Source organism: Burkholderia sp. BCC1996, from assembly GCF_905339955.1.
Taxonomy (GTDB): domain Bacteria; phylum Pseudomonadota; class Gammaproteobacteria; order Burkholderiales; family Burkholderiaceae; genus Burkholderia.
Genome location: NZ_CAJPHM010000008.1, coordinates 79,465 through 97,126 on the forward strand (window position 1 = coordinate 79,465; position 17,662 = coordinate 97,126).

A 17,662-nucleotide genomic window follows, 5' to 3' on the forward strand; every position below is an offset into this window, starting at 1 on the left:
CAAACGCCGCTGCGCGATACCCGGCGGGGTATGGCTTGGGGGGAAAGCTGTATTCGCCGGCCTTCGGATTCGCACACGCCTTGGCACGGGCGGATCGCGCGAACGGGCCGGGGAACTGGAGTCTAGTCGAGCGCGCGGGCAACGACAAATCGTGCCCCGTTAATTTTCAGTTTGACAGGCACGCAAACCGCTAGCGGTTCAGCGGGCGCGCCAACTTCTTGATTTCACTTGAAGTTTCAGGTGCGGTGCAGCATCGCGCGGGTCATTCCGCGGGGTCATTCCGCGACGTACACCTGGGTGCCCGCGTTCGCCACCGCGTCGGCCATCTCCGGCGGCAGCGGCTTGTCGGTGAAGAGTGCATGAACCTGGCTCAGGTGGCCCTGGCGCACCAGCGCAGGGCGGCCGACCTTCGAATGATCGGCGACGAGGTAGACCGTGCGCGCATGCTGCATGATCGCCTCGGCCACGCGCACCTCGCGCGTGTCGAAGTCGCGCAGCGTGCCGTCGGCTTCGATCGCCGACGTGCCGATGATCGCGTAGTCGACCTTGAACTGGCGGATGAAGTCGATCGCGAGTTCGCCGACGATGCCCTTGTCCCACGGCCGCACGATGCCGCCCGTGATCAGCACCTCGCAGTCGGGATAGCCGCTCATCATCGACGCGACGTTCAGGTTGTTCGTGATCACGTGCAGCCCGTGATGACGATTCAGTGCGCGCGCAACTTCCTCGGTCGTGGTGCCGAGATTGATGAACAGCGACGCCTGGTCGGGGATGTGCGACGCGGCGAGCGCCGCGATGCGCCGCTTCTCGTCATGGAACATCCGCTGGCGCGCGGTGTACGACACGTTCTCCGAGCTGGTCGGCAGGCTCGCGCCGCCGTGGTAGCGGCGCAGCAGGTTCAGGTCGGCGAGCCAGTTCACGTCGCGGCGGATCGTCTGCGGCGTGACCGCGAAGTGCGCGGCGAGATCGTCGACGGTCACGAAGCCGTCGCGCTGCACCCATTCGAGCAGTTCCTGCTGGCGCGCGTTGAGGGTGAGGCGGGGATCTCGGGTCATGGCTCGGCGGTCGGATCGTGAGGCGGAGCGGGTATTGTAAGGGCGGGAAGGGCGTTCGACCGGCCTGTGGCGTATCACCGCCCGGAATTCATGCGGAAAGTACATGGATTCATGTGACAAATGAATTTGTGCGATCGCGCGGATCGCGCTGCAATGGCGGACTGTCCGCGCATGCCGGTCGTGCGTCCGGCGCGTTCATTCAGCTTTCGACGAGGTGGAACCGATGACTGGCTTCAACTGGCACAACCCGTATCCGACGACCCGCATCCCGGTATTCGCGCGCAACGTCGTGTCGACGTCGCACCCGCTCGCCGCGCAGGCCGGGCTGCGGATGCTGTGGAAGGGCGGCAATGCCGTCGATGCGGCGCTGGCCGCTGCGGCCGCGATCACGGTGGTCGAGCCCGTGTCGTGCGGGCTCGGCGGCGATGCGTTCGCGCTCGTGTGGGACGGCGGCCGGCTGTCCGGGCTGAATGCGTCGGGCGTCGCGCCGGCCGCATGGAGTCCCGACTATTTCCGCAAGCGCCACGGCGAGGACGCGCACGGCATCGCGAACAAGCCGACGCGCGGCTGGGACACCGTCACGGTGCCGGGCGTGATCGCGGGCTGGGAAGCGCTGCATGCGAAGTTCGGCTCGCTGCCGTTCGCGGACCTGCTCGAGCCGGCGATCGAGATCGCCGAGCGCGGCTATGCGGTGTCGCCGATCGTCGCGCACAAATGGGCGGCCGCGGTGCCCGAGCTGCAGGGACTGCCGGGTTTCGCCGACACCTTCATGCCGCGCGGGCGCGCGCCGCACGTCGGCGAGCGCATGTGCCTGCCGGGCCATGCGCAGACGCTGCGCACGCTCGCGAAGGACGGCCCGCGCGCGTTCTACGAAGGCGCGCTCGCCGCGCAGCTCGCGGCGTTCGCGCGCGAAGGCGGCGGCGCGCTGACCGAAGCCGACCTGCGCGCGTACCGGCCGGAATGGGTCGAGCCGATCGGCAAGCGCTTCGGCCGTCATACGATTCACGAGATCCCGCCGAACGGGCAGGGCATCGCCGCGCTGATCGCGCTCGGGATCGCCGAGCAGGCGGGCCTGAGCGAATGGCCGGTCGATTCGGTCGACTCGCAGCACCTGCAGATCGAGGCGATGAAGCTCGCGTTCGCGGACGTCTATCGCTACGTCGCCGATCCGCGCGCGATGGACGTGACGCCCGCGCAGATGCTCGACGATGCGTATCTCGCGGAACGCGCGAAGCTGATCGATCGCGCGCGCGCGACGCACTTCGCTGCCGGCCGCCCGCATTCGGGCGGCACGATCTACCTGTCCGCGGCGGACGAACGCGGGATGATGGTGAGCTTCATTCAGTCGAACTACATGGGTTTCGGTTCGGGGCTCGTCGTGCCCGGTACCGGCATTGCCCTGCAGAACCGCGGGCACGGCTTCTCGATGGATCCGGCGTCGCCGAACGTCGTCGCGGGCGGCAAGCGGCCGTTCCATACGATCATCCCCGCGTTCGTCACCGAGGAAGTCGACGGCCGCAGCGAGGCCGTGATGAGCTTCGGCGTGATGGGCGGCGACATGCAGCCGCAGGGCCACCTGCAGACCGTCGTGCGCATGCTCGGCTACGGGCAGCAGCCGCAGGCCGCCTGCGACGCGCCGCGCTGGAAGGTCAATCGCGACTTCACGCTCGACGTCGAGTCGACGATGAAGCGCGAGACGGTCGACGGGCTCGCCGCGCGCGGCCATACGATCAAGTCGATCGACGATCCTTACATGGATTTCGGTTCGGGGCAGTTCGTGTGGCGTCTCGATCGCGACGATCCCGACCGCGGCTACGTGGCCGCGAGCGACAGCCGTCGCGACGGTCTTGCGGCCGGTTTCTGACGGAACGCTTCCAGCGTGGTGCCCGACGGGCGGCCGGATGGCCGCCCGTTTTGCCTGGATGCAGCGCATGCCGTCGCACGCGCGCAACCGGTTCGAACACCTCATCTAACGATCCGCAACATGCGCGGCGGAACTGCGCGCGGCGGGCATGGTCAGTGCTTTGAAGCACGAACATAAAAGTCCGGCTAAGATGCCAGCATGGTTCGGCCGGACCAATCCACTAATAAATGCAAGCAAAACGTCGCCTGCGGGCACGCCGGGCCTGTGCGAAGAGAGGGGCCGGCCGGCCGCGCGACGACTGGGAGCGCACCACCATGCCTACTGAAACGACGCATGTCATGCCGTGGCGTATCGAGGACATCGACCTGAACCGGATCGATCGTCAGCGCGCCGCCGCGAACGAGGATCTGCTGCTGTTGCTGTGCGCGTCGTCGTTCATCGAAAGCGGCTCGGATCTCTACACGAGCAACCTGAGCGAGTTCTTCAACGACGATCCGGAAGTGTCCGCGTGGCTCAACAATGCGTGGGAGCACGAGGAACTGCAGCACGGGCGCGCGCTGAAGGCGTATATCGCGCACGTGTGGCCCGAGTTCGACTGGGACACCGCGTTCGCGAATTTCTTCGCCGAGTATTCGAAGACCTGCTCGGTCGACGCGTTCGAGAAGACCCGCGCGCTCGAGATGGTCGCGCGCTGCGTCGTCGAGACGGGCACGGCCACGCTCTATCGCGCGATCAACGAATGCTCGGACGAGCCGGTGCTGAAGGAAATCACCGACAACATCCGCTCGGACGAAGTGCGTCACTACAAGCACTTCTTCAAGTTCTTCAAGAAGTACAACAAGCTCGAAGGCAACGGCCGTCTCGCGGTGCTCGGCGCGCTGATGCGCCGCGTGATGGAAATCAAGAACGAGGATTCCGAGATCGCGCTGCGCCACGTGTTCGCAGTCCGCTACCCGGATCGCGTCGGCGACAGTCAATACAACCGCGAGCGTGCCGCGCGCATCAGCTCGCTCGTGCGGCGCAACCTGTCGGCCGACATGTGCGTGAAGATGCTGCTCAAGCCGCTCGACCTGCCCGCGAAGATCCAGCCGAGCGTCCACTATCCGCTGACGAAGATCACGCGGCACGTGTTCATGCGCTGATCGTCACCGCGCGGTCCGGCGCGCGTATGCTGCGCAGATCATCATCTGCTTTTCACCGGGGCCGCCATCATGACCGATTCCCATCGCCACGCGCTCGAACAATGGACGTTCGACGCGTGGCCGCCGGCCGTCGTTGCGCTGTTCGACGGCACCGCGCTCGCACGCCATGCCGACTTCGCCGCATCGCTGATCGTCGCGACCGACGACGGCCAGCTGCGCACGACGCTGCTCAGCGTCGGCGAGATCCACGCGCGCGACGCGCATACGCTGCTGCTCGCGCTCTGGCCGCAATCGCGCGCGGCGCGCGCGCTGACGCAACGGCGCGCGGCCGCGTTGACGCTCGTCGCGGACGGCGCATTCTTTCAGGCACAACTGAGGATCGAGCCGCTCGAAGGGGACTTCGGGGGCCTTGCCGGATTCGCTGCGACGATCGCGCACGGCGATGCGCAGCGGGTCGGCTATGCGCGTCTCGCGACCGGCGTCACGTTTGCGCTGGAAGGGGAGGCGCGCGCCGAGGTGCTCGCGCGCTGGCAGCGCCAGGTCGAGCACCTGCGGCGCGCGGCCGCGCGGCTTCAGTGACCGCGCTGGCCGCTGCGCGACGAACGGTTGCGGTTCGCGTGCGCGGCGTTGCCGTTCGCGGGACGCGCGCCGTTGCCGCCTGACGGGCGGCCGCCGCCGCTGGCGTTGCCGCTCGCACCGCCGGCCGCGCGCGGCTTGGCCGCCTTCGCGGCCTTCGGCTGCGCATTGCCGTCGCGCTTCGCGGCCGGCTGGCCCGAGCCGCCGGCACGCGGCTGGCGATTGCCGCCACCGCCGCCGCCGTTGCCGCCGCGCGGCTGCTGGCCGCGGCGTTGCTGGATCGGCTCAGGCTTCGCGGTCGGATCGGGTTCGAAGCCCGCGATCACTTCTTGCGGAATCTCGCGCTTGATCAGCCGCTCGATGTCGCGCAGCAGCTGCTTCTCGTCGACGCACACGAGCGACACGGCCTCGCCGGTCGCGCCGGCACGGCCCGTGCGGCCGATCCGGTGCACGTAATCTTCCGGCACGTTCGGCAGGTCGAAGTTGACGACGTGCGGCAACTGGTCGATGTCGATCCCGCGCGCGGCGATGTCGGTCGCGACCAGCACCTGCAGCGTGCTGTTCTTGAATTCCGCGAGCGCGCGCGTGCGGGCCGACTGGCTCTTGTTGCCGTGGATCGCCATCGCGCTGATACCGTCCTTCGTCAGCTGCTCGGCGAGCCGGTTCGCGCCGTGCTTGGTGCGCGTGAACACGAGCACCTGGAACCAGTTGTGTTCGCGGATCAGGTGCGTGAGCAGCTCGCGCTTGCGATCGCGGTCGACCGGGTGGATCTTCTGCGCGACGCTTTCCGCGGTGGTGTTGCGGCGCGCGACTTCGATCAGCGCCGGTGAATCGAGCAGGTTGTCGGCGAGCGACTTGATCTCGTCGGAGAAGGTCGCCGAGAACAGCAGGTTCTGGCGCTGCGGCGGCAGCTTCGCGAGCACGCGCTTGATGTCGTGGATGAAGCCCATGTCGAGCATCCGGTCGGCTTCGTCGAGCACGAGGATGTCGAGATCCGACAGGTCGATCGTCTTCTGCTGCATGTGATCGAGCAGACGCCCCGGCGTCGCGACGACGATGTCGACGCCGCGCTTGAGCGCATCGATCTGCGGATTGATGCTGACGCCGCCGAACATCACGGTCGAGCGCAGCTTCAGGTACTTGCTGTACGCGCGCACGCTTTCCTCGACCTGGGCGGCGAGTTCGCGCGTCGGCGTGAGGATCAGCGCGCGCACCGCGCGCTTCGCGCCGCGATGCTCGGCGTAGAACGTGTGCAGGCGCTGCAGGATCGGCAACGTGAAGCCGGCGGTCTTGCCGGTGCCGGTCTGCGCGCCGGCGAGCAGGTCGCCGCCGCCGAGGACGGCCGGGATCGCCTGCTGCTGGATGGGCGTCGGCGACGTGTAGCCGAGTTCGTTGACCGCCTTGACGAGCGGTTCGGCCAGGCCGAGAGATTCGAAAGACATAGATACCACTCTTGAGTTTTATGATCGGCGACGCCTCGCGCGGCCAGCGCGGGGAACGGCGTCGCAAAAAAGCAAAGGGGCGCGGCTGCGGTTTCCCGCAGCCGCGCCCCCGTTTGTGTCGCGCGCTATTTAGTCAAGCGGCGCGGAACGCAGGTCGCTCACCTGTTGCGGCGAGATCGGCGTACCGTTGTTGCCCCACGACATCCGGATATACGTGACGACTGCCGCGACTTCCTGGTTCGACAGCGACTGTGCGAACGGCGGCATCCCGTACGGACGCGGATTCTTGAACGTGCTCGGCGGATAGCCGCCATTCAGCACCATGCGGATCGGGTTGACCGCCGATTCCATCACGATCGAATGGTTGCCCGCGAGCGGCGGATACGCCGGCGGCTTGCCCGCGCCGGTTTCGGCGTGGCAGGTCGCGCAGTTGTCCGCGTAGATCTTCTTGCCCTGGTCGAACAGCGTGTTGCCGAACTGCTTCGACGGCTCGTACTGCATGTTCTTCGGCGCTTCAGCCTTCTGCGGGATCGACTTCAGGTACGTCGACATCGCGCGCGTATCTTCGTCGCTCATGTACTGCAGGCTGTTGTGCACCACGTCGGCCATCGGGCCGAACACCGCGCCCTTGTTCGACACGCCGGCCTGCAGCAGGTCCGACAGCTCCTGCACGTGCCAGTCGCCGAGGCCGAGTTCCTTGTCGTTCGTCAGCGACGGCGCATACCAGTTCTGCAGCGGGATCAGGCCGCCCGCGAAGGCTGCCGAGTTCACCGGGCCGCCCATCATGTTGATCGACGTGTGGCACATCGAGCAGTGGCCGAGGCCTTCGACGAGGTACGCGCCGCGGTTCCATTCGACCGACTTGGTCGGATCCGGCTTGTACTCGCCTTCCTTGAAGAACAGCGTGCGCCAGCCGATCAGCAGGTTGCGGTTGTTGAACGGGAACTTCAGTTCGTGCGGACGGCTCGGCACCGAGACCGGCGGGACCGAACGCAGGTACGCGTAGATCGCGTCCGAGTCGGCGCGCGTGACCTTCGTGTAGCTCGCGAACGGGAAGCCCGGGTAGAGCAGGCTGCCGTCCTTCGAACGGCCGGTGTGCATCGCGCGGTAGAAGTCGTCCGACGTCCACTTGCCGATGCCGTCCTTGTCGTCCGGCGTGATGTTCGGCGTGTACATCGTGCCGAACGGCGTCGCCATCGGCAGGCCGCCCGCGAACGACTTGCCGCCGCGCACGGTGTGGCACGCGATACAGTCGCCGACGCGCGCGAGGTATTCGCCCTTCTTGATCAGCGCGGCCTGGTCGGCCGGCGTGGCCGCGACGGCGGCAGCGCCGTGCAGCGTGTCGTTGCCCGGCCACAGGACCGGCACGAGGGCGGCGGCCGCGACGATCGCGACAGCCGAGAGTGCAAACAGGGACTTGCGTTTCATTGTGTCTGTCTCCCTTGCCTTATTGCGGTTCGCTGCCGCAGGCGAGCGGAGTCTTCATCGAACGCGCCGGTGCCGGCACGGGGTTGGCGGGCGCCGGTTGCGCGGCGAGCCATGCGGTTACGGCCGTCACGTCTTCGTCGGAAAGCTTCGCGGCGATGTCGTGCATGCAATCCGGTGCCTTCGCGTGGCGGTTGCCCGAGCGCCATGCGCCGAGCTGTGCGCTCAGGTAATCGGCGTGCAGGCCGACGAGGCCCGGGATCGCCGGCTGCATGCCGGTCAGCCCTGCGCCGTGGCAGGCCACGCAGGCCGGCAGCTTGCGCGACGGATCGCCTTGCGTGACGAGCTGCTTGCCGCGCGCGAGCGTGGCAGCCGGCAGCGTCGGCTTGGCCGGCGTCGGGTACGGCGGACGCTCGGCCGAGAAGTGCTCGGCGATTTCCTTCAGGTAATCGTCGTTCAGGTAGGTCAGCAGATAGTTCATCGGCGGGTACTTGCGCCGGCCATCACGGAAGTTGACGAGCTGGTTGTACAGGTACTCCGCCGGCTTGCCGGCAAGACGCGGGAAATAGTCGTTGTCCGTGCCCTGGCCGTGAACGCCGTGACATGCGGTACAGCCGCGCACACGCTCGGCCATCGTATCGGGTGCCTTGAGCGGCGCCTGCTGGGCGTGCGCTTGCTCCGTGGGCTTGGTCTGCGCTTGGGCAGCGCTCATAAGGCCCGCGCCACCGATCAGGAGAACGGCAAGCAACGGACGGAAGAGGCGTCTTGAAGACACACGAGACTCCATGTTTATTCGTCGGGGACCTGTCCGGGCTACGATCGGCTCGGCGCATGGACGGCAGGACAGCCGGGCTGCTGCGACGCGGCATTCTATCATCGATGGGTAATGACGGCTATTTGGCAAAAGGTCATCGGTTCCTGCCTGTTTACGACTTGCGACAATTTGACGCGCTATCTGCACGCATCGTGTGAACCGGCGTGCGCTTTGACCATCGAAGACCGTACACTCGCGGGTCGCGCGGCGCCGCCTCCGCCGCAGATCCAGTCATTTCTCCCGTTTCCGGATTCATCGATGACGTTCCTTACCGTGCCGTTGCCGTCTTCCCGCTGTCGTTCCACTTGCCGCCGCGCCGCCGGCCGGCCGTTCCCGGGAGGGTGCGCGCGATGAGGATCGACAGCTTGTGGATCGGGCAGGTCGCGCTGGCGGCATTGATGGACGCGACGTTCGCGATGGCGGTCGGCTCGGCGCTGCTCAAGGCGTGGCTCGGCAAGGACGGCGCGCGGCCGGTCGTCGCGCCGTCGCATCCCGCATGGCTGCGCGCGCAACATTCGCTGGTCGCGGCGGCGCTCGCGCTCGTGCTCGCCGATCTCGGCTGGCTCGTGTACGAAGCCGCGGCGATGAGCGGCGCGGGGCTCGGCGGTGCGTTCGCCGCGATTCCCGTCATGCTCACGCAGACCCACGCGGGCTTCGCGTGGAGCGTCGCGTTTGCCGGCGCCGTGGCGCTCGCGATCGTCGCGCTCGCGAAGCCGGACGGCCCGGTCGCGCACGCGGTGCTGTGGCTCGCGGTGATCGTGGTCGCGGTCGGCAAGGCGTCGCTCGGCCATGCGGCCGATACCGGCCCGCTGTCCGCGGCGGTCGGCGTGCAGACGCTGCACCTGCTCGCCACCGCGGTGTGGGGTGGCCTCGTGCTCGCGGGCGGGCTCGCGGTGCTGCCGGTGCTCGGCTCGTCGGTCGCGCGCGGCGCGCTGATCCGGATCGGCCAGCACCTGTCGCGTACGTCGGTGATCGCGGTCGTCTTCGTGCTCGGCACGGGCGTGCTCAATGCACTGCGCGGGCTCGGCGGCTCGGTCGCGCCGCTCGACGGCAGCACGTGGGGGCGCGTGCTGTTGCTCAAGCTGCTGCTCGTCGCGCTCGCGCTCGTGCTCGGCGGGTTGAACCGCTTCTCCGCGCTGCCGCGCCTGCGCCGTACCGCGTCGACCGAGGATGCGCACACGTTCCGCAACATCCTTCACCTCGAGGCGCTGACGATGATCGGCGTGTTCGTCGCGGCCGCCGTGCTGGCGTCCTGCGTGCCGGGGTTCGCGGCGCTCGGCTGACGGCCGGGCCGACGCGGCGCAGGGCCGGGTGCCCGCGCGCCGCGTGCTGCGTGCTGCGGATGCAAGAACGGCCGCCTGCCGGGAGGCCGTCTCGAAGCCGATGCGCGGCATGCCCGCCGCGCAACGCATCTCATCTCACCACGGCATCACCACTCGGCGACGCTGCCGTCCGCGTGGCGCCACACCGGGTTGCGCCAGCGGTGGCCCGTCTTCGCCATGTCGCGCACCTTCTCCTCGTTGACGTCGATGCCGAGCCCCGGGCCCTGCGGGATCGCGACGAAGCCGTCCTCGTAGCGGAACACCTCGGGGTTGCGCAGGTAGTCGAGCAGGTCGTTGCCCTGGTTGTAGTGGATGCCGAGGCTCTGTTCCTGGATGAACGCGTTGTAGCTGACCGCGTCGAGCTGCAGGCATGCGGCCAGCGCGATCGGGCCGAGCGGGCAGTGCAGCGCGAGCGCGACGTCGTAGCTTTCCGCGAGCGTCGCGATCTTGCGGCACTCGGTGATGCCGCCCGCGTGCGACGCATCGGGCTGGATGATGTCGACGTAGCCGCCCGCGAGGATGTGCTTGAAGTCCCAGCGCGAGTAGAGCCGCTCGCCGAGCGCGATCGGCGTGTTGGTCTGGTTGACGATGTCGCGCAGCGCCTCGGCGTTCTCCGACAGCACCGGCTCCTCGATGAACATCAGCTTGTACGGATCGAGCTCCTTCGCGAGCACCTTCGCCATCGGCTTGTGCACGCGGCCGTGGAAGTCGACGCCGATCCCGACGTGCGGGCCGACCGCGTCGCGCACCGCCGCGACGTTCGCGATCACCTGCTCGACCTTGTCGTAGGTGTCGACGATCTGCAGCTCTTCGGAGCCGTTCATCTTCACCGCCTTGAAGCCGCGCTCGACCACTGCGCGCGCATTGTTCGCGACGTCGCTCGGCCGGTCGCCGCCGATCCACGAATACACCTTGATGCGCTCGCGCACCTGGCCGCCGAGCAGCGCATGCACGGGCACGCCGTGATGCTTGCCCTTGATGTCCCACAACGCCTGGTCGACGCCCGCGATCGCGCTCATCGTGATCGGGCCGCCGCGGTAGAAGCCGGCGCGGTACATCACCTGCCAGTGATCCTCGATCAGCAGCGGGTCGCGGCCGACCAGGTAGTCGGCGAGTTCCTGCACCGCGGCCTCGACGGTGTGCGCGCGGCCCTCGACGATCGGCTCGCCCCAGCCGACGATGCCCTCGTCGGTCTCGATCTTGAGGAACAGCCAGCGCGGCGGGACGACGAAGGTTTCGAGGCGGGTGATTTTCATGTCGCTTGTCTCCAGGGTGGACCGGCGCGGACGTGCGGACGCGGCGCCGGTCGAGTACGTGACGACGATCCTAGCGTAGCGCGTTAAAAAATAGTATTAATAGCACTATTGTGCAGATAGTGGGCAGCTGCGGCGTTGCCCATCACCGGAGAACGATCATTCAACGCGACCTGCATGGACAGACGGCCTTCCGGCTGGCGACGGCGATCCTGCGCGGCGACCATCCGCCCGAGTCGCTGCTGCCGCGCGAGCCGGACCTGATGGCGATGTTCGGCGTGAGCCGCACGGTGCTGCGCGAGGCGCTGCGCACGCTGACGTCGAAGGGACTGGTCGAATCGCGGCCGAAGGTCGGCACGCGCGTGCGGCCGCGCCGCGCATGGAACCTGCTCGACGCCGACCTGCTCGACTGGTACGCGCGCGTTGCGCCGCCGCTCGCGTTCGCGCTGAAGCTGCAGGAAATGCGCGAGATGATCGAGCCGCATGCGGCCGCGCTGGCTGCTCGCACGCATACGCCCGAAGCGTTCGATGCGATCGATGGCGCGGCGCGCGCGATGGCCGCCGCGCGCAACGTCGACGAGTGGGTGCGTGCGGACCTGCGTTTTCACCTGAGCGTGCTGGAGGCCGGTGGCAACGAACTGCTGGTGCCGCTCGGCGCGCTGATCGACCGCACGCTGGAAGCGCAATTGCATCTGAACGCGCGCCGGGCGCACGTCTACAACGCATCGCTCGCCGAGCACGTTGCCGTCAGCGATGCGATCCGCGTGCGCGACGAGGACGGCGCGCGCCGCGCGATGGCGTCGCTGCTCGCGGTGACGCGCGCGCGGATCGAGATGGCGTGACGGAAACGGACGGGCGGTGCGGCGCCGTCAGGCGTTCGCGCAGCCGCCCGGCTTGACGATGCGCTCCGTCGATGGCGGGTACTTCGCGAGCAGGCTCGCCGGCCGCCGCGGACGCGCGACCAGGTCGCCGCCGCAGTTCGGGCAGCGGCCCTTCAGCACGTCGTCGGCGCAGGTCGCGCAGAACGTGCATTCGAACGTACAGATGCGCGCCTCCGCCGAATCGGGCGGCAGGTCCTTGTCGCAGCATTCGCAGCCGGGGCGCAGTTCGAGCATGACGGTTTTCCTTGGTCGCAGAGGGTCGGGGCGGGCGCCGCCGGACGTTGCATGCGGCGCATGCGAGCGCTACTGTACGCGTTTGGACCGGCCTGGCCAACGGTGTCCGCCCGGATACCGCCGACGCGCACGGGCCGCCCCGGGAGACGACCATGCTTTATCACGGAAGCTGTCATTGCGGCGACGTGAAGTTCGAGGCGCAAGGCGACCTGCAGGGCGTGATGGCCTGCAACTGCTCGATCTGCCGGCGCAAGGGCGCGCTGATGTGGTTCGTGCCGCGCGATCACATGACACTCCTCACGCCCGACGACAATCTCGCCACCTACCTGTTCAACAAGCACGTGATCCGCCATCGCTTCTGCAAGCGCTGCGGGATCCACACGTTCGCCGAGGGGACCCATCCGGACGGCACCGCGATGGCCGCGATCAACGTGCGATGCCTCGAGGATGTCGATTTCGATGCGCTGCCCGTCACGCACTACGACGGCCGCTCGCACTGAGCGGCGCGTCGTGGCATGAGCGAGCGGGCCGCCGTCAGGACGGCTCGACCTGCTCGACCTGCGGCGCCGGCGTTTCCGCCTGCGGCGCGGGGCCCGTCGTGCGCGTGCCGGCCTCGACCGGGCGTTCGATCAGGGGCGCGAGCGCCGGCGCCATCGACTTCAGCAACTGCACGGCCATCGCGCTGGTGAAGTCGTAGCGCGCCGCGTAAGGTTCGTGCGCGGTCGCCGTCAGCACGCCGAAGAAGCGGTCGCCGAGCACGAACACGAACGTGCCGCTGCGATTGACCTTGCGCGACTCGATCAGCCGCGCGCCGCGCGCGTAGACATTGAAGCGCTGGTCGCCCGTCCCGGTCTTGCCGTAGACCTGCAGCGTCTTGCCGTCGGGCAGCGTGAAGCCGCCCGACAGGCGCCGCGCCGTGCCGTTCAGCACGACGTCGCGCAGCAGCGTGCGCACCACGTTGACGATCTCCGGCGACAGCATCGGCTGCGGCTGCGCGGCCGCGCGCACGAAGCGCGTTTCGTACGGCGTGCCCTTCGCGAAATCGAGGCGCGTGATCGTCTCGGTCGGCGCCTTCCGGCCGCCGGTCGCGATCAGGCCGATCAGTTTCGCGAGCGCGTCGGGCTGGTCGCCCGATGCGCCGATCGCGGCCGCGTAGGACGGCGTGACTTCCTCGAACGGGTAGCCGAGCGCGCGCCACGCCTTCGTGATTTCCGCATACGCGCGCAGCTCGACCATGCGGCGGATGCGCCGGTCCTGGGTCGCGTGGTAGCGCGTCTTGTACAGCCACGAGTACGTGTAGAAGCGCGCATCGCGGCTGTCGCGCCGGACCTCGGCGAGCGACGCGTTCGGGTGGGCGCGCAGATAGTTGAGCGTCCACAGCGCGAGCGGGTGGACGCTCGCGATATAGCCGCGATCGTTGAGGTTGAAGCGGTCGATCGCGTATTTCGCGTAGAGCGCGGCGAGATCGTCGTCCGACAGCGTCGCGGCCGGCGTGCCTTTCAGCTGCGCGCGCATCTGCGCATCGAACCACGCGAGCGATTCGTTCGGCGCGACGCTGCGCAGCACCGTCGCGATCTTCGGCGGCGACTTGCGCACGTTCTGCAGCAGCAGCGCGAGCGCATCGTCGGGCGCCTTGCCCGCATAGCGCGTGTAGTAGCGCTTCAGGTAGACCTGGCTTTCGCCGTCGACGAACTGCTCGAGGTAATGCTTGCGCTGCGCCGGATCGTCGAGCCACGACGACGACGGGCCGGCCGCCTGCAGCATCTCGTAATGGACGATGTCGCGCATCAGCCGCACGAACACGAGGTTGACCGAGTGTTCGAACGCCGTATGCAGCGTGAGGATGCGGCCGTTGTCGGACTTCTCGAAGTTCGAGAACACCTGCGCGCCGCCGCCCGTGTAGAACACGTCGGGGCTCGCCGAGTACTTGCGTTCGACCGACGCGTCGAGCATCGCCTGGAGCGAGCGGTCGCGCGTATGCGACAGGTAGTCGAGCGCCCAGTGCGACAGCCCGTCGAGCGGGTCGGGCTTCACCTTCGCGAGTTGCGCGTTCGACAGGTTGCCGTAGCGCGCATGCAGGTCGGAGACGATCTGCAGGTAGGTGATCAGCGTGCGCAGCTTCGCGGTCGAGCCGAGGTTGATGCGGCCGCCGCGGTTCACGTCGAACGGCTGGTTCACGCTGTCGGTCTGCACGCGCAGCATGTTCGCGCCGTTGCGATGCTCGTACAGCGTGAAGCTGTACGTGAGGTGCGACGGGTCGTCCTTCGGCGCGAGCATCTCGAAGCCGTACAGGCCGGCGGCCTGCGCGCCGTCGCGGGTCGACGCCTTCGCGAGCCGTTCGGCGACCGCCTGCTGCACGCCGTTGTCGAGCGTGCTGGTGGCTTCCAGGTCGAGCTGGTCGAGCTGGTACAGGTCGCTGATCCCGAGTGCCGACAGCAGCGACGCGCGCGCGGACGACACGGCCTTGCGCGACACGAACGACTGCACGTGCGCGGCGGCCGGCGGCGCGCTGCGCTCGATCTGCGCGGCAAGTGCCGCATCGCGCAGCGCGGGCGAGATCACGCCGCCGTTCGACAGGAGCCGCAGGTAGCTGTCGGTCAGCTTCTGCAGCGCGGGATAGCCGCGATTCAGGAAGTACGACGGCGCGCGCTGCGCGATGATCAGCGACAGCACTTCGCGGAATGTCTTGCCCTGTTCGTCGACGTTGTCGCCGGTCGTCGGCGCGGACAGGATGCGGTTCACGTCGTTGAAGTCGCGGCCGTACCACGCGGCGAGACCGTCGCCGATGCCGGTGATTTCACCCACGTGCGGCCGCGCGGCGAGCGGTACCGAGTTCAGGTAGCGCACGACGATCGCGCGGCGCGCGAGCATCGTCTGCGGGCCGTTCATGTAGGCGAGGATCGACGCGGACGCGATCTGGCGCAGCTTCTCCGGCGGCGTCGCGGTGCGGCCGTCCGGCGAATGGCGGAACTTCTCGATTTGCGTCGCGAGCGTGCTGCCGCCCGGGCGTGCCTGATGACGGTTGACGACGTGCAGCGCCTGGTCGGCGAGCGCGCGGCCGAAGCGGCCCCAGTCGATCGCCGGGTTGCGGTTCGGCTGGTTCGCGTCGAGCAGGTAGCGATCCTCGATGAACAGCAGCGAATCGGCGACGACGCGCGGCACCGTGTCGAAGTCGGCGTACACGCGTTGCGGGAACACGGTCGCGAACAGCGGCGAGCCGGTCGAGTCGAACAGCATCAGCCCGGCCTGGTCTTTCTCTTCGTAAGGCAGGAACAGGCCGCGATCGGCGAGCGACAGCATCCGTTCCGAATCGCGCGCTTGCTTGCCGACGACGAAGCCGCGCGCGAGCAGATGTTGCTGGAACGCGGGAAGCAGCGAATAGCCGAGGCGCTGGTCGTACGGCCCGTTGACGGGGAAGCGGATGTGATCGCTCGCGCCCGCCTCGACGGTATAGCCGATGTCGCGGGTGAGCTCGGACAGGTAGCGCGCCTGCAGGCGCGACGTCTCGAACTCGGTCATCACGAGCCGGGCAATGATCGCCACCGCGATCACCAGCGCGGCGAGCAAGGACCACTTGATCCACGTCCAGACCGATGCACTCCCGGTCACGCGCGGCAGGATGCGATTCAGCGGCCGATTCATGGCGGCGTCTCCCTGAAGGCGCAGGCTCCGGCCGCACCCCATTAAGGATTAGTGTAGTCCTCCGCAGCGGGCTGCCAAGGGTGGTTCACTACCGAGATGCGTCGGCGCAACGCGCATGCCTGTGACATGCGGGAACCGGCCTGTGGTGCGGTGGCGCGTGTCGCCGTGACGTAACGTTTGCGCGTTCCGCTCGCGTGCCTGCGTGTGTCAACGGCGACAAGGTGGCCGTGCCGATCGCGCTGATCGTTTTACGCACCGGCCTTGTGCATCGCGAAATCGCGACAAATCGGGTCCGATCGTATTGCCGAAGTCATGGCGCGATGCGCGACGAAGCTACGAGTTTCCGAGATAGCCGGATGCACGGGCCGCAGGTACGATCGCCGGATATGCGGCGCATGTCCGTTTTCGCCGGGGGTGCCATGTCGATTCATCCCGTCGCGCTCGTTTGCACGGCGATCCTGGGGTTGATGCTGTTCGGGCTCGGCCTGGTCGTGTCCGTCACGCGCTTCCGGCGTACCACCAATTCCGGGTGTGCGTCCGATCCGAGCGACGGATTGCACAAGATCGTGCGCGCGCATGGCAACACGGCCGAATACGCACCGTTTCTCGCGGTGCTGTTTCTCTATTTCGGCGCACACGACCCATCGCGCGCGATCGTCTCGTTGATCGTCGCGGCAACCGCGTGCCGCTGCCTGCTCGTGATCGGATTGCTCGCATGGCCGACCATGGCGAGGCCGAATCCCCTGCGGTTCATCGGCGCGCTCGGCACATATCTGTGCGGCGCCGCGCTATGCGTCGCGCTGTTCGTCTGAGCAGGTCGCTGTCGCCATGGCCGCTTCGCGGGATCGTGCCGCCGCGCGGCCTCGACGAAGCAGTGGATCAGCTGGTCGCACGCCCGAATCGCGCACCTGCTTGCCGATGACGAAGCCGCGCGCGAGCAGCTGCTGCTGGAATGCGGGAAGCATCGAATAACCGAGGCGCTGGTCGTACGGCGTCGCCGGCGTTGGTAAAAATGGCACGTGATTACAGCCTTTCATTCACCTGACGAAATGATCGATCAGGTGATCGATGAAAAGCCGCGCCTTGCGGGGAAAATGGCGCCGGCTCGGGTATACGATGTTCATCTCGAGTTCCTCGAGCCGATAGTCGGCGAGCAGTTCGCGCAGCCGGCCGGCGGCGAGATCCGGTGCGGCGAGGAAGTCCGGCAGCACCGCGATGCCCATGCCGGCGAGCGCCCAGTTGCGGATCAGCCCGATGTTGTTCGACGACGCGGACTTGTTCGGGCGCACGGTGACACACGCGGAACCCGGGTCGAACGACAGGTGCTCGCCCGCGAAGTCGGCATGGAACGCGAGGCACGCGTGGGATGCGAGGTCGTGAGGATGGGCCGGCGCACCGTGCCGTTCGATATACGACGGCGCCGCGCAGACGATCCGCTTCAGGCGCGTGAGCGGGCGTTTCACCAGCGTGTTGTTGCCGATGTGCTGCGACAGCAGCAGCCCGACGTCGAAGCCCTCCGACACGAGGTCGACATGGCGGTCCAGCATCGTGACCTCCGGCACGATGGCCGGATGCCGCGCCTTGAACGCGTCGATCGCAGGCGCGAGCACCTGCATGCCGAACATCACCGGCGCGGCGATCTTCAGCGACCCGATCGGCTCGTGGTGCATCGACGCGATCGTTTCCTCGACGCGGTCGATTTCCTCGATCACGTGCCGGATCTGGGCGAGGTACAGATGACCGGCGTCGGTCAGCGACAGGCTGCGCGTCGTGCGGTTCAGCAGGCGTGCGCCGAGCCGGTCCTCGATGCCCATCACGAGGCGCGTGGCCGACGAGTTGGAGATGTTCAGTTCCGTCGCCGCGCGCGCGAAACTGTGGAGTTCGGCGACCTTGATGAACAGCCGCATTGGGAGGAATTCGTCCATTTTTTTATCGAAGAACAGGAATTGGTTTATTGAATTTTATTCTTCGATGGTTGGACTTGAGCGGCTTGTTTTAACGAATAATTATTA

At 67.6% G+C, this 17,662-nt stretch carries 15 protein-coding genes; 7 read left to right on the forward strand and 8 right to left on the reverse strand.

Annotated features, from left to right (window positions below; genetic code table 11):
- Nucleotides 1–275 precede the first annotated feature (275 nt).
- Complete coding sequence (locus U4Z64_RS13875; RefSeq protein WP_044846783.1) at nt 276–1,055, reverse strand: DeoR/GlpR family DNA-binding transcription regulator; 780 nt, start codon at nt 1,053–1,055, stop codon at nt 276–278.
- Between the two features lie 223 nt (nt 1,056–1,278).
- On the opposite strand from U4Z64_RS13875, the gene U4Z64_RS13880 reads away from it, so the two are divergent.
- The 3 genes from U4Z64_RS13880 (at nt 1,279) to U4Z64_RS13890 (ending at nt 4,640) form a co-directional block, all read left to right on the forward strand.
- Nucleotides 1,279–2,919 (forward strand): gamma-glutamyltransferase family protein, encoded by a 1,641-nt coding sequence (locus U4Z64_RS13880; RefSeq protein ID WP_321820255.1) that lies wholly within the window; start codon nt 1,279–1,281, stop codon nt 2,917–2,919.
- A gap of 314 nt (nt 2,920–3,233) precedes the next feature.
- Nucleotides 3,234–4,061, forward strand: coding sequence for a ferritin-like domain-containing protein (locus U4Z64_RS13885; RefSeq protein ID WP_044846781.1), 828 nt, complete (start codon nt 3,234–3,236; stop codon nt 4,059–4,061).
- 69 nt (nt 4,062–4,130) lie between these two features.
- A complete protein-coding gene (locus U4Z64_RS13890; protein WP_321820256.1) occupies nt 4,131–4,640 on the forward strand; it encodes a hypothetical protein in 510 nt (169 codons plus the stop codon).
- Here the strand turns inward: U4Z64_RS13890 and U4Z64_RS13895 are convergent.
- From U4Z64_RS13895 to U4Z64_RS13905, 3 genes are all read right to left on the reverse strand, one after another.
- On the reverse strand, nt 4,634–6,079 hold the full coding sequence (locus U4Z64_RS13895; protein WP_321820257.1) for a DEAD/DEAH box helicase: 1,446 nt from the start codon (nt 6,077–6,079) through the stop codon (nt 4,634–4,636). The two genes, U4Z64_RS13890 and U4Z64_RS13895, sit on opposite strands and share 7 nt — an antisense overlap.
- 129 nt (nt 6,080–6,208) lie before the next feature.
- A complete protein-coding gene (locus tag U4Z64_RS13900; protein WP_044844543.1) occupies nt 6,209–7,507 on the reverse strand; it encodes a c-type cytochrome in 1,299 nt (432 codons plus the stop codon).
- A 19-nt stretch (nt 7,508–7,526) separates the two neighbouring features.
- On the reverse strand, nt 7,527–8,291 hold the full coding sequence (locus U4Z64_RS13905; protein ID WP_044844542.1) for a c-type cytochrome: 765 nt from the start codon (nt 8,289–8,291) through the stop codon (nt 7,527–7,529).
- A gap of 377 nt (nt 8,292–8,668) precedes the next feature.
- Here U4Z64_RS13905 and U4Z64_RS13910 point away from each other — a divergent pair, with 377 nt between their 5' ends.
- On the forward strand, nt 8,669–9,601 hold the full coding sequence (locus U4Z64_RS13910; RefSeq protein WP_321820258.1) for a CopD family protein: 933 nt from the start codon (nt 8,669–8,671) through the stop codon (nt 9,599–9,601).
- A 146-nt stretch (nt 9,602–9,747) separates the two neighbouring features.
- Here the strand turns inward: U4Z64_RS13910 and dgoD are convergent, their stop codons facing one another.
- Nucleotides 9,748–10,896 (reverse strand): galactonate dehydratase, encoded by a 1,149-nt coding sequence (gene dgoD / locus U4Z64_RS13915; protein ID WP_321820259.1) that lies wholly within the window; start codon nt 10,894–10,896, stop codon nt 9,748–9,750.
- A gap of 119 nt (nt 10,897–11,015) precedes the next feature.
- Here dgoD and U4Z64_RS13920 point away from each other — a divergent pair, with 119 nt between their 5' ends.
- Nucleotides 11,016–11,735 carry a FadR/GntR family transcriptional regulator gene (locus tag U4Z64_RS13920; RefSeq protein WP_235879271.1) on the forward strand — a complete coding sequence of 240 codons (720 nt, stop codon included), beginning with the start codon at nt 11,016–11,018 and terminating at the stop codon, nt 11,733–11,735.
- A gap of 27 nt (nt 11,736–11,762) precedes the next feature.
- Here U4Z64_RS13920 and U4Z64_RS13925 read toward each other — a convergent pair whose 3' ends face one another.
- Entirely contained in the window at nt 11,763–12,008 is a 246-nt protein-coding gene (locus tag U4Z64_RS13925; RefSeq protein ID WP_124486902.1) for a DUF1272 domain-containing protein, read from the reverse strand.
- A 152-nt stretch (nt 12,009–12,160) separates the two neighbouring features.
- Here U4Z64_RS13925 and U4Z64_RS13930 point away from each other — a divergent pair, with 152 nt between their 5' ends.
- Nucleotides 12,161–12,508 (forward strand): GFA family protein, encoded by a 348-nt coding sequence (locus tag U4Z64_RS13930; RefSeq protein ID WP_321820260.1) that lies wholly within the window; start codon nt 12,161–12,163, stop codon nt 12,506–12,508.
- 34 nt (nt 12,509–12,542) lie between these two features.
- On the opposite strand, the gene U4Z64_RS13935 is transcribed toward U4Z64_RS13930, so the two are convergent.
- Nucleotides 12,543–15,650 (reverse strand): transglycosylase domain-containing protein, encoded by a 3,108-nt coding sequence (locus tag U4Z64_RS13935; protein WP_321820261.1) that lies wholly within the window; start codon nt 15,648–15,650, stop codon nt 12,543–12,545.
- 419 nt (nt 15,651–16,069) lie between these two features.
- Between U4Z64_RS13935 and U4Z64_RS13940 the strand changes: the two genes are divergently transcribed.
- The gene (locus U4Z64_RS13940) at nt 16,070–16,462 is read left to right on the forward strand and encodes an MAPEG family protein (protein WP_257773818.1); all 393 of its coding nucleotides are present in this window, start codon (nt 16,070–16,072) and stop codon (nt 16,460–16,462) included.
- Between the two features lie 225 nt (nt 16,463–16,687).
- Here U4Z64_RS13940 and U4Z64_RS13945 read toward each other — a convergent pair whose 3' ends face one another.
- A complete protein-coding gene (locus tag U4Z64_RS13945) occupies nt 16,688–17,575 on the reverse strand; it encodes a LysR family transcriptional regulator (RefSeq protein ID WP_321820262.1) in 888 nt (295 codons plus the stop codon).
- Between the last annotated feature and the right edge of the window lie 87 nt (nt 17,576–17,662).

Excerpts from the sequence above, each read along its gene's own strand:
- U4Z64_RS13875 (WP_044846783.1), bottom strand. The coding sequence starts at position 1,055 with ATGACCCGAGATCCCCGCCTCACCCTCAACGCGCGCCAGCAGGAACTG.
- U4Z64_RS13880 (WP_321820255.1), top strand. The coding sequence starts at position 1,279 with ATGACTGGCTTCAACTGGCACAACCCGTATCCGACGACCCGCATCCCG.
- U4Z64_RS13885 (WP_044846781.1), top strand. The coding sequence starts at position 3,234 with ATGCCTACTGAAACGACGCATGTCATGCCGTGGCGTATCGAGGACATC.
- U4Z64_RS13890 (WP_321820256.1), top strand. The coding sequence starts at position 4,131 with ATGACCGATTCCCATCGCCACGCGCTCGAACAATGGACGTTCGACGCG.
- U4Z64_RS13895 (WP_321820257.1), bottom strand. The coding sequence starts at position 6,079 with ATGTCTTTCGAATCTCTCGGCCTGGCCGAACCGCTCGTCAAGGCGGTC.
- U4Z64_RS13900 (WP_044844543.1), bottom strand. The coding sequence starts at position 7,507 with ATGAAACGCAAGTCCCTGTTTGCACTCTCGGCTGTCGCGATCGTCGCG.
- U4Z64_RS13905 (WP_044844542.1), bottom strand. The coding sequence starts at position 8,291 with ATGGAGTCTCGTGTGTCTTCAAGACGCCTCTTCCGTCCGTTGCTTGCC.
- U4Z64_RS13910 (WP_321820258.1), top strand. The coding sequence starts at position 8,669 with ATGAGGATCGACAGCTTGTGGATCGGGCAGGTCGCGCTGGCGGCATTG.
- dgoD (WP_321820259.1), bottom strand. The coding sequence starts at position 10,896 with ATGAAAATCACCCGCCTCGAAACCTTCGTCGTCCCGCCGCGCTGGCTG.
- U4Z64_RS13925 (WP_124486902.1), bottom strand. The coding sequence starts at position 12,008 with ATGCTCGAACTGCGCCCCGGCTGCGAATGCTGCGACAAGGACCTGCCG.
- U4Z64_RS13930 (WP_321820260.1), top strand. The coding sequence starts at position 12,161 with ATGCTTTATCACGGAAGCTGTCATTGCGGCGACGTGAAGTTCGAGGCG.
- U4Z64_RS13935 (WP_321820261.1), bottom strand. The coding sequence starts at position 15,650 with ATGAATCGGCCGCTGAATCGCATCCTGCCGCGCGTGACCGGGAGTGCA.
- U4Z64_RS13940 (WP_257773818.1), top strand. The coding sequence starts at position 16,070 with ATGTCGATTCATCCCGTCGCGCTCGTTTGCACGGCGATCCTGGGGTTG.
- U4Z64_RS13945 (WP_321820262.1), bottom strand. The coding sequence starts at position 17,575 with ATGGACGAATTCCTCCCAATGCGGCTGTTCATCAAGGTCGCCGAACTC.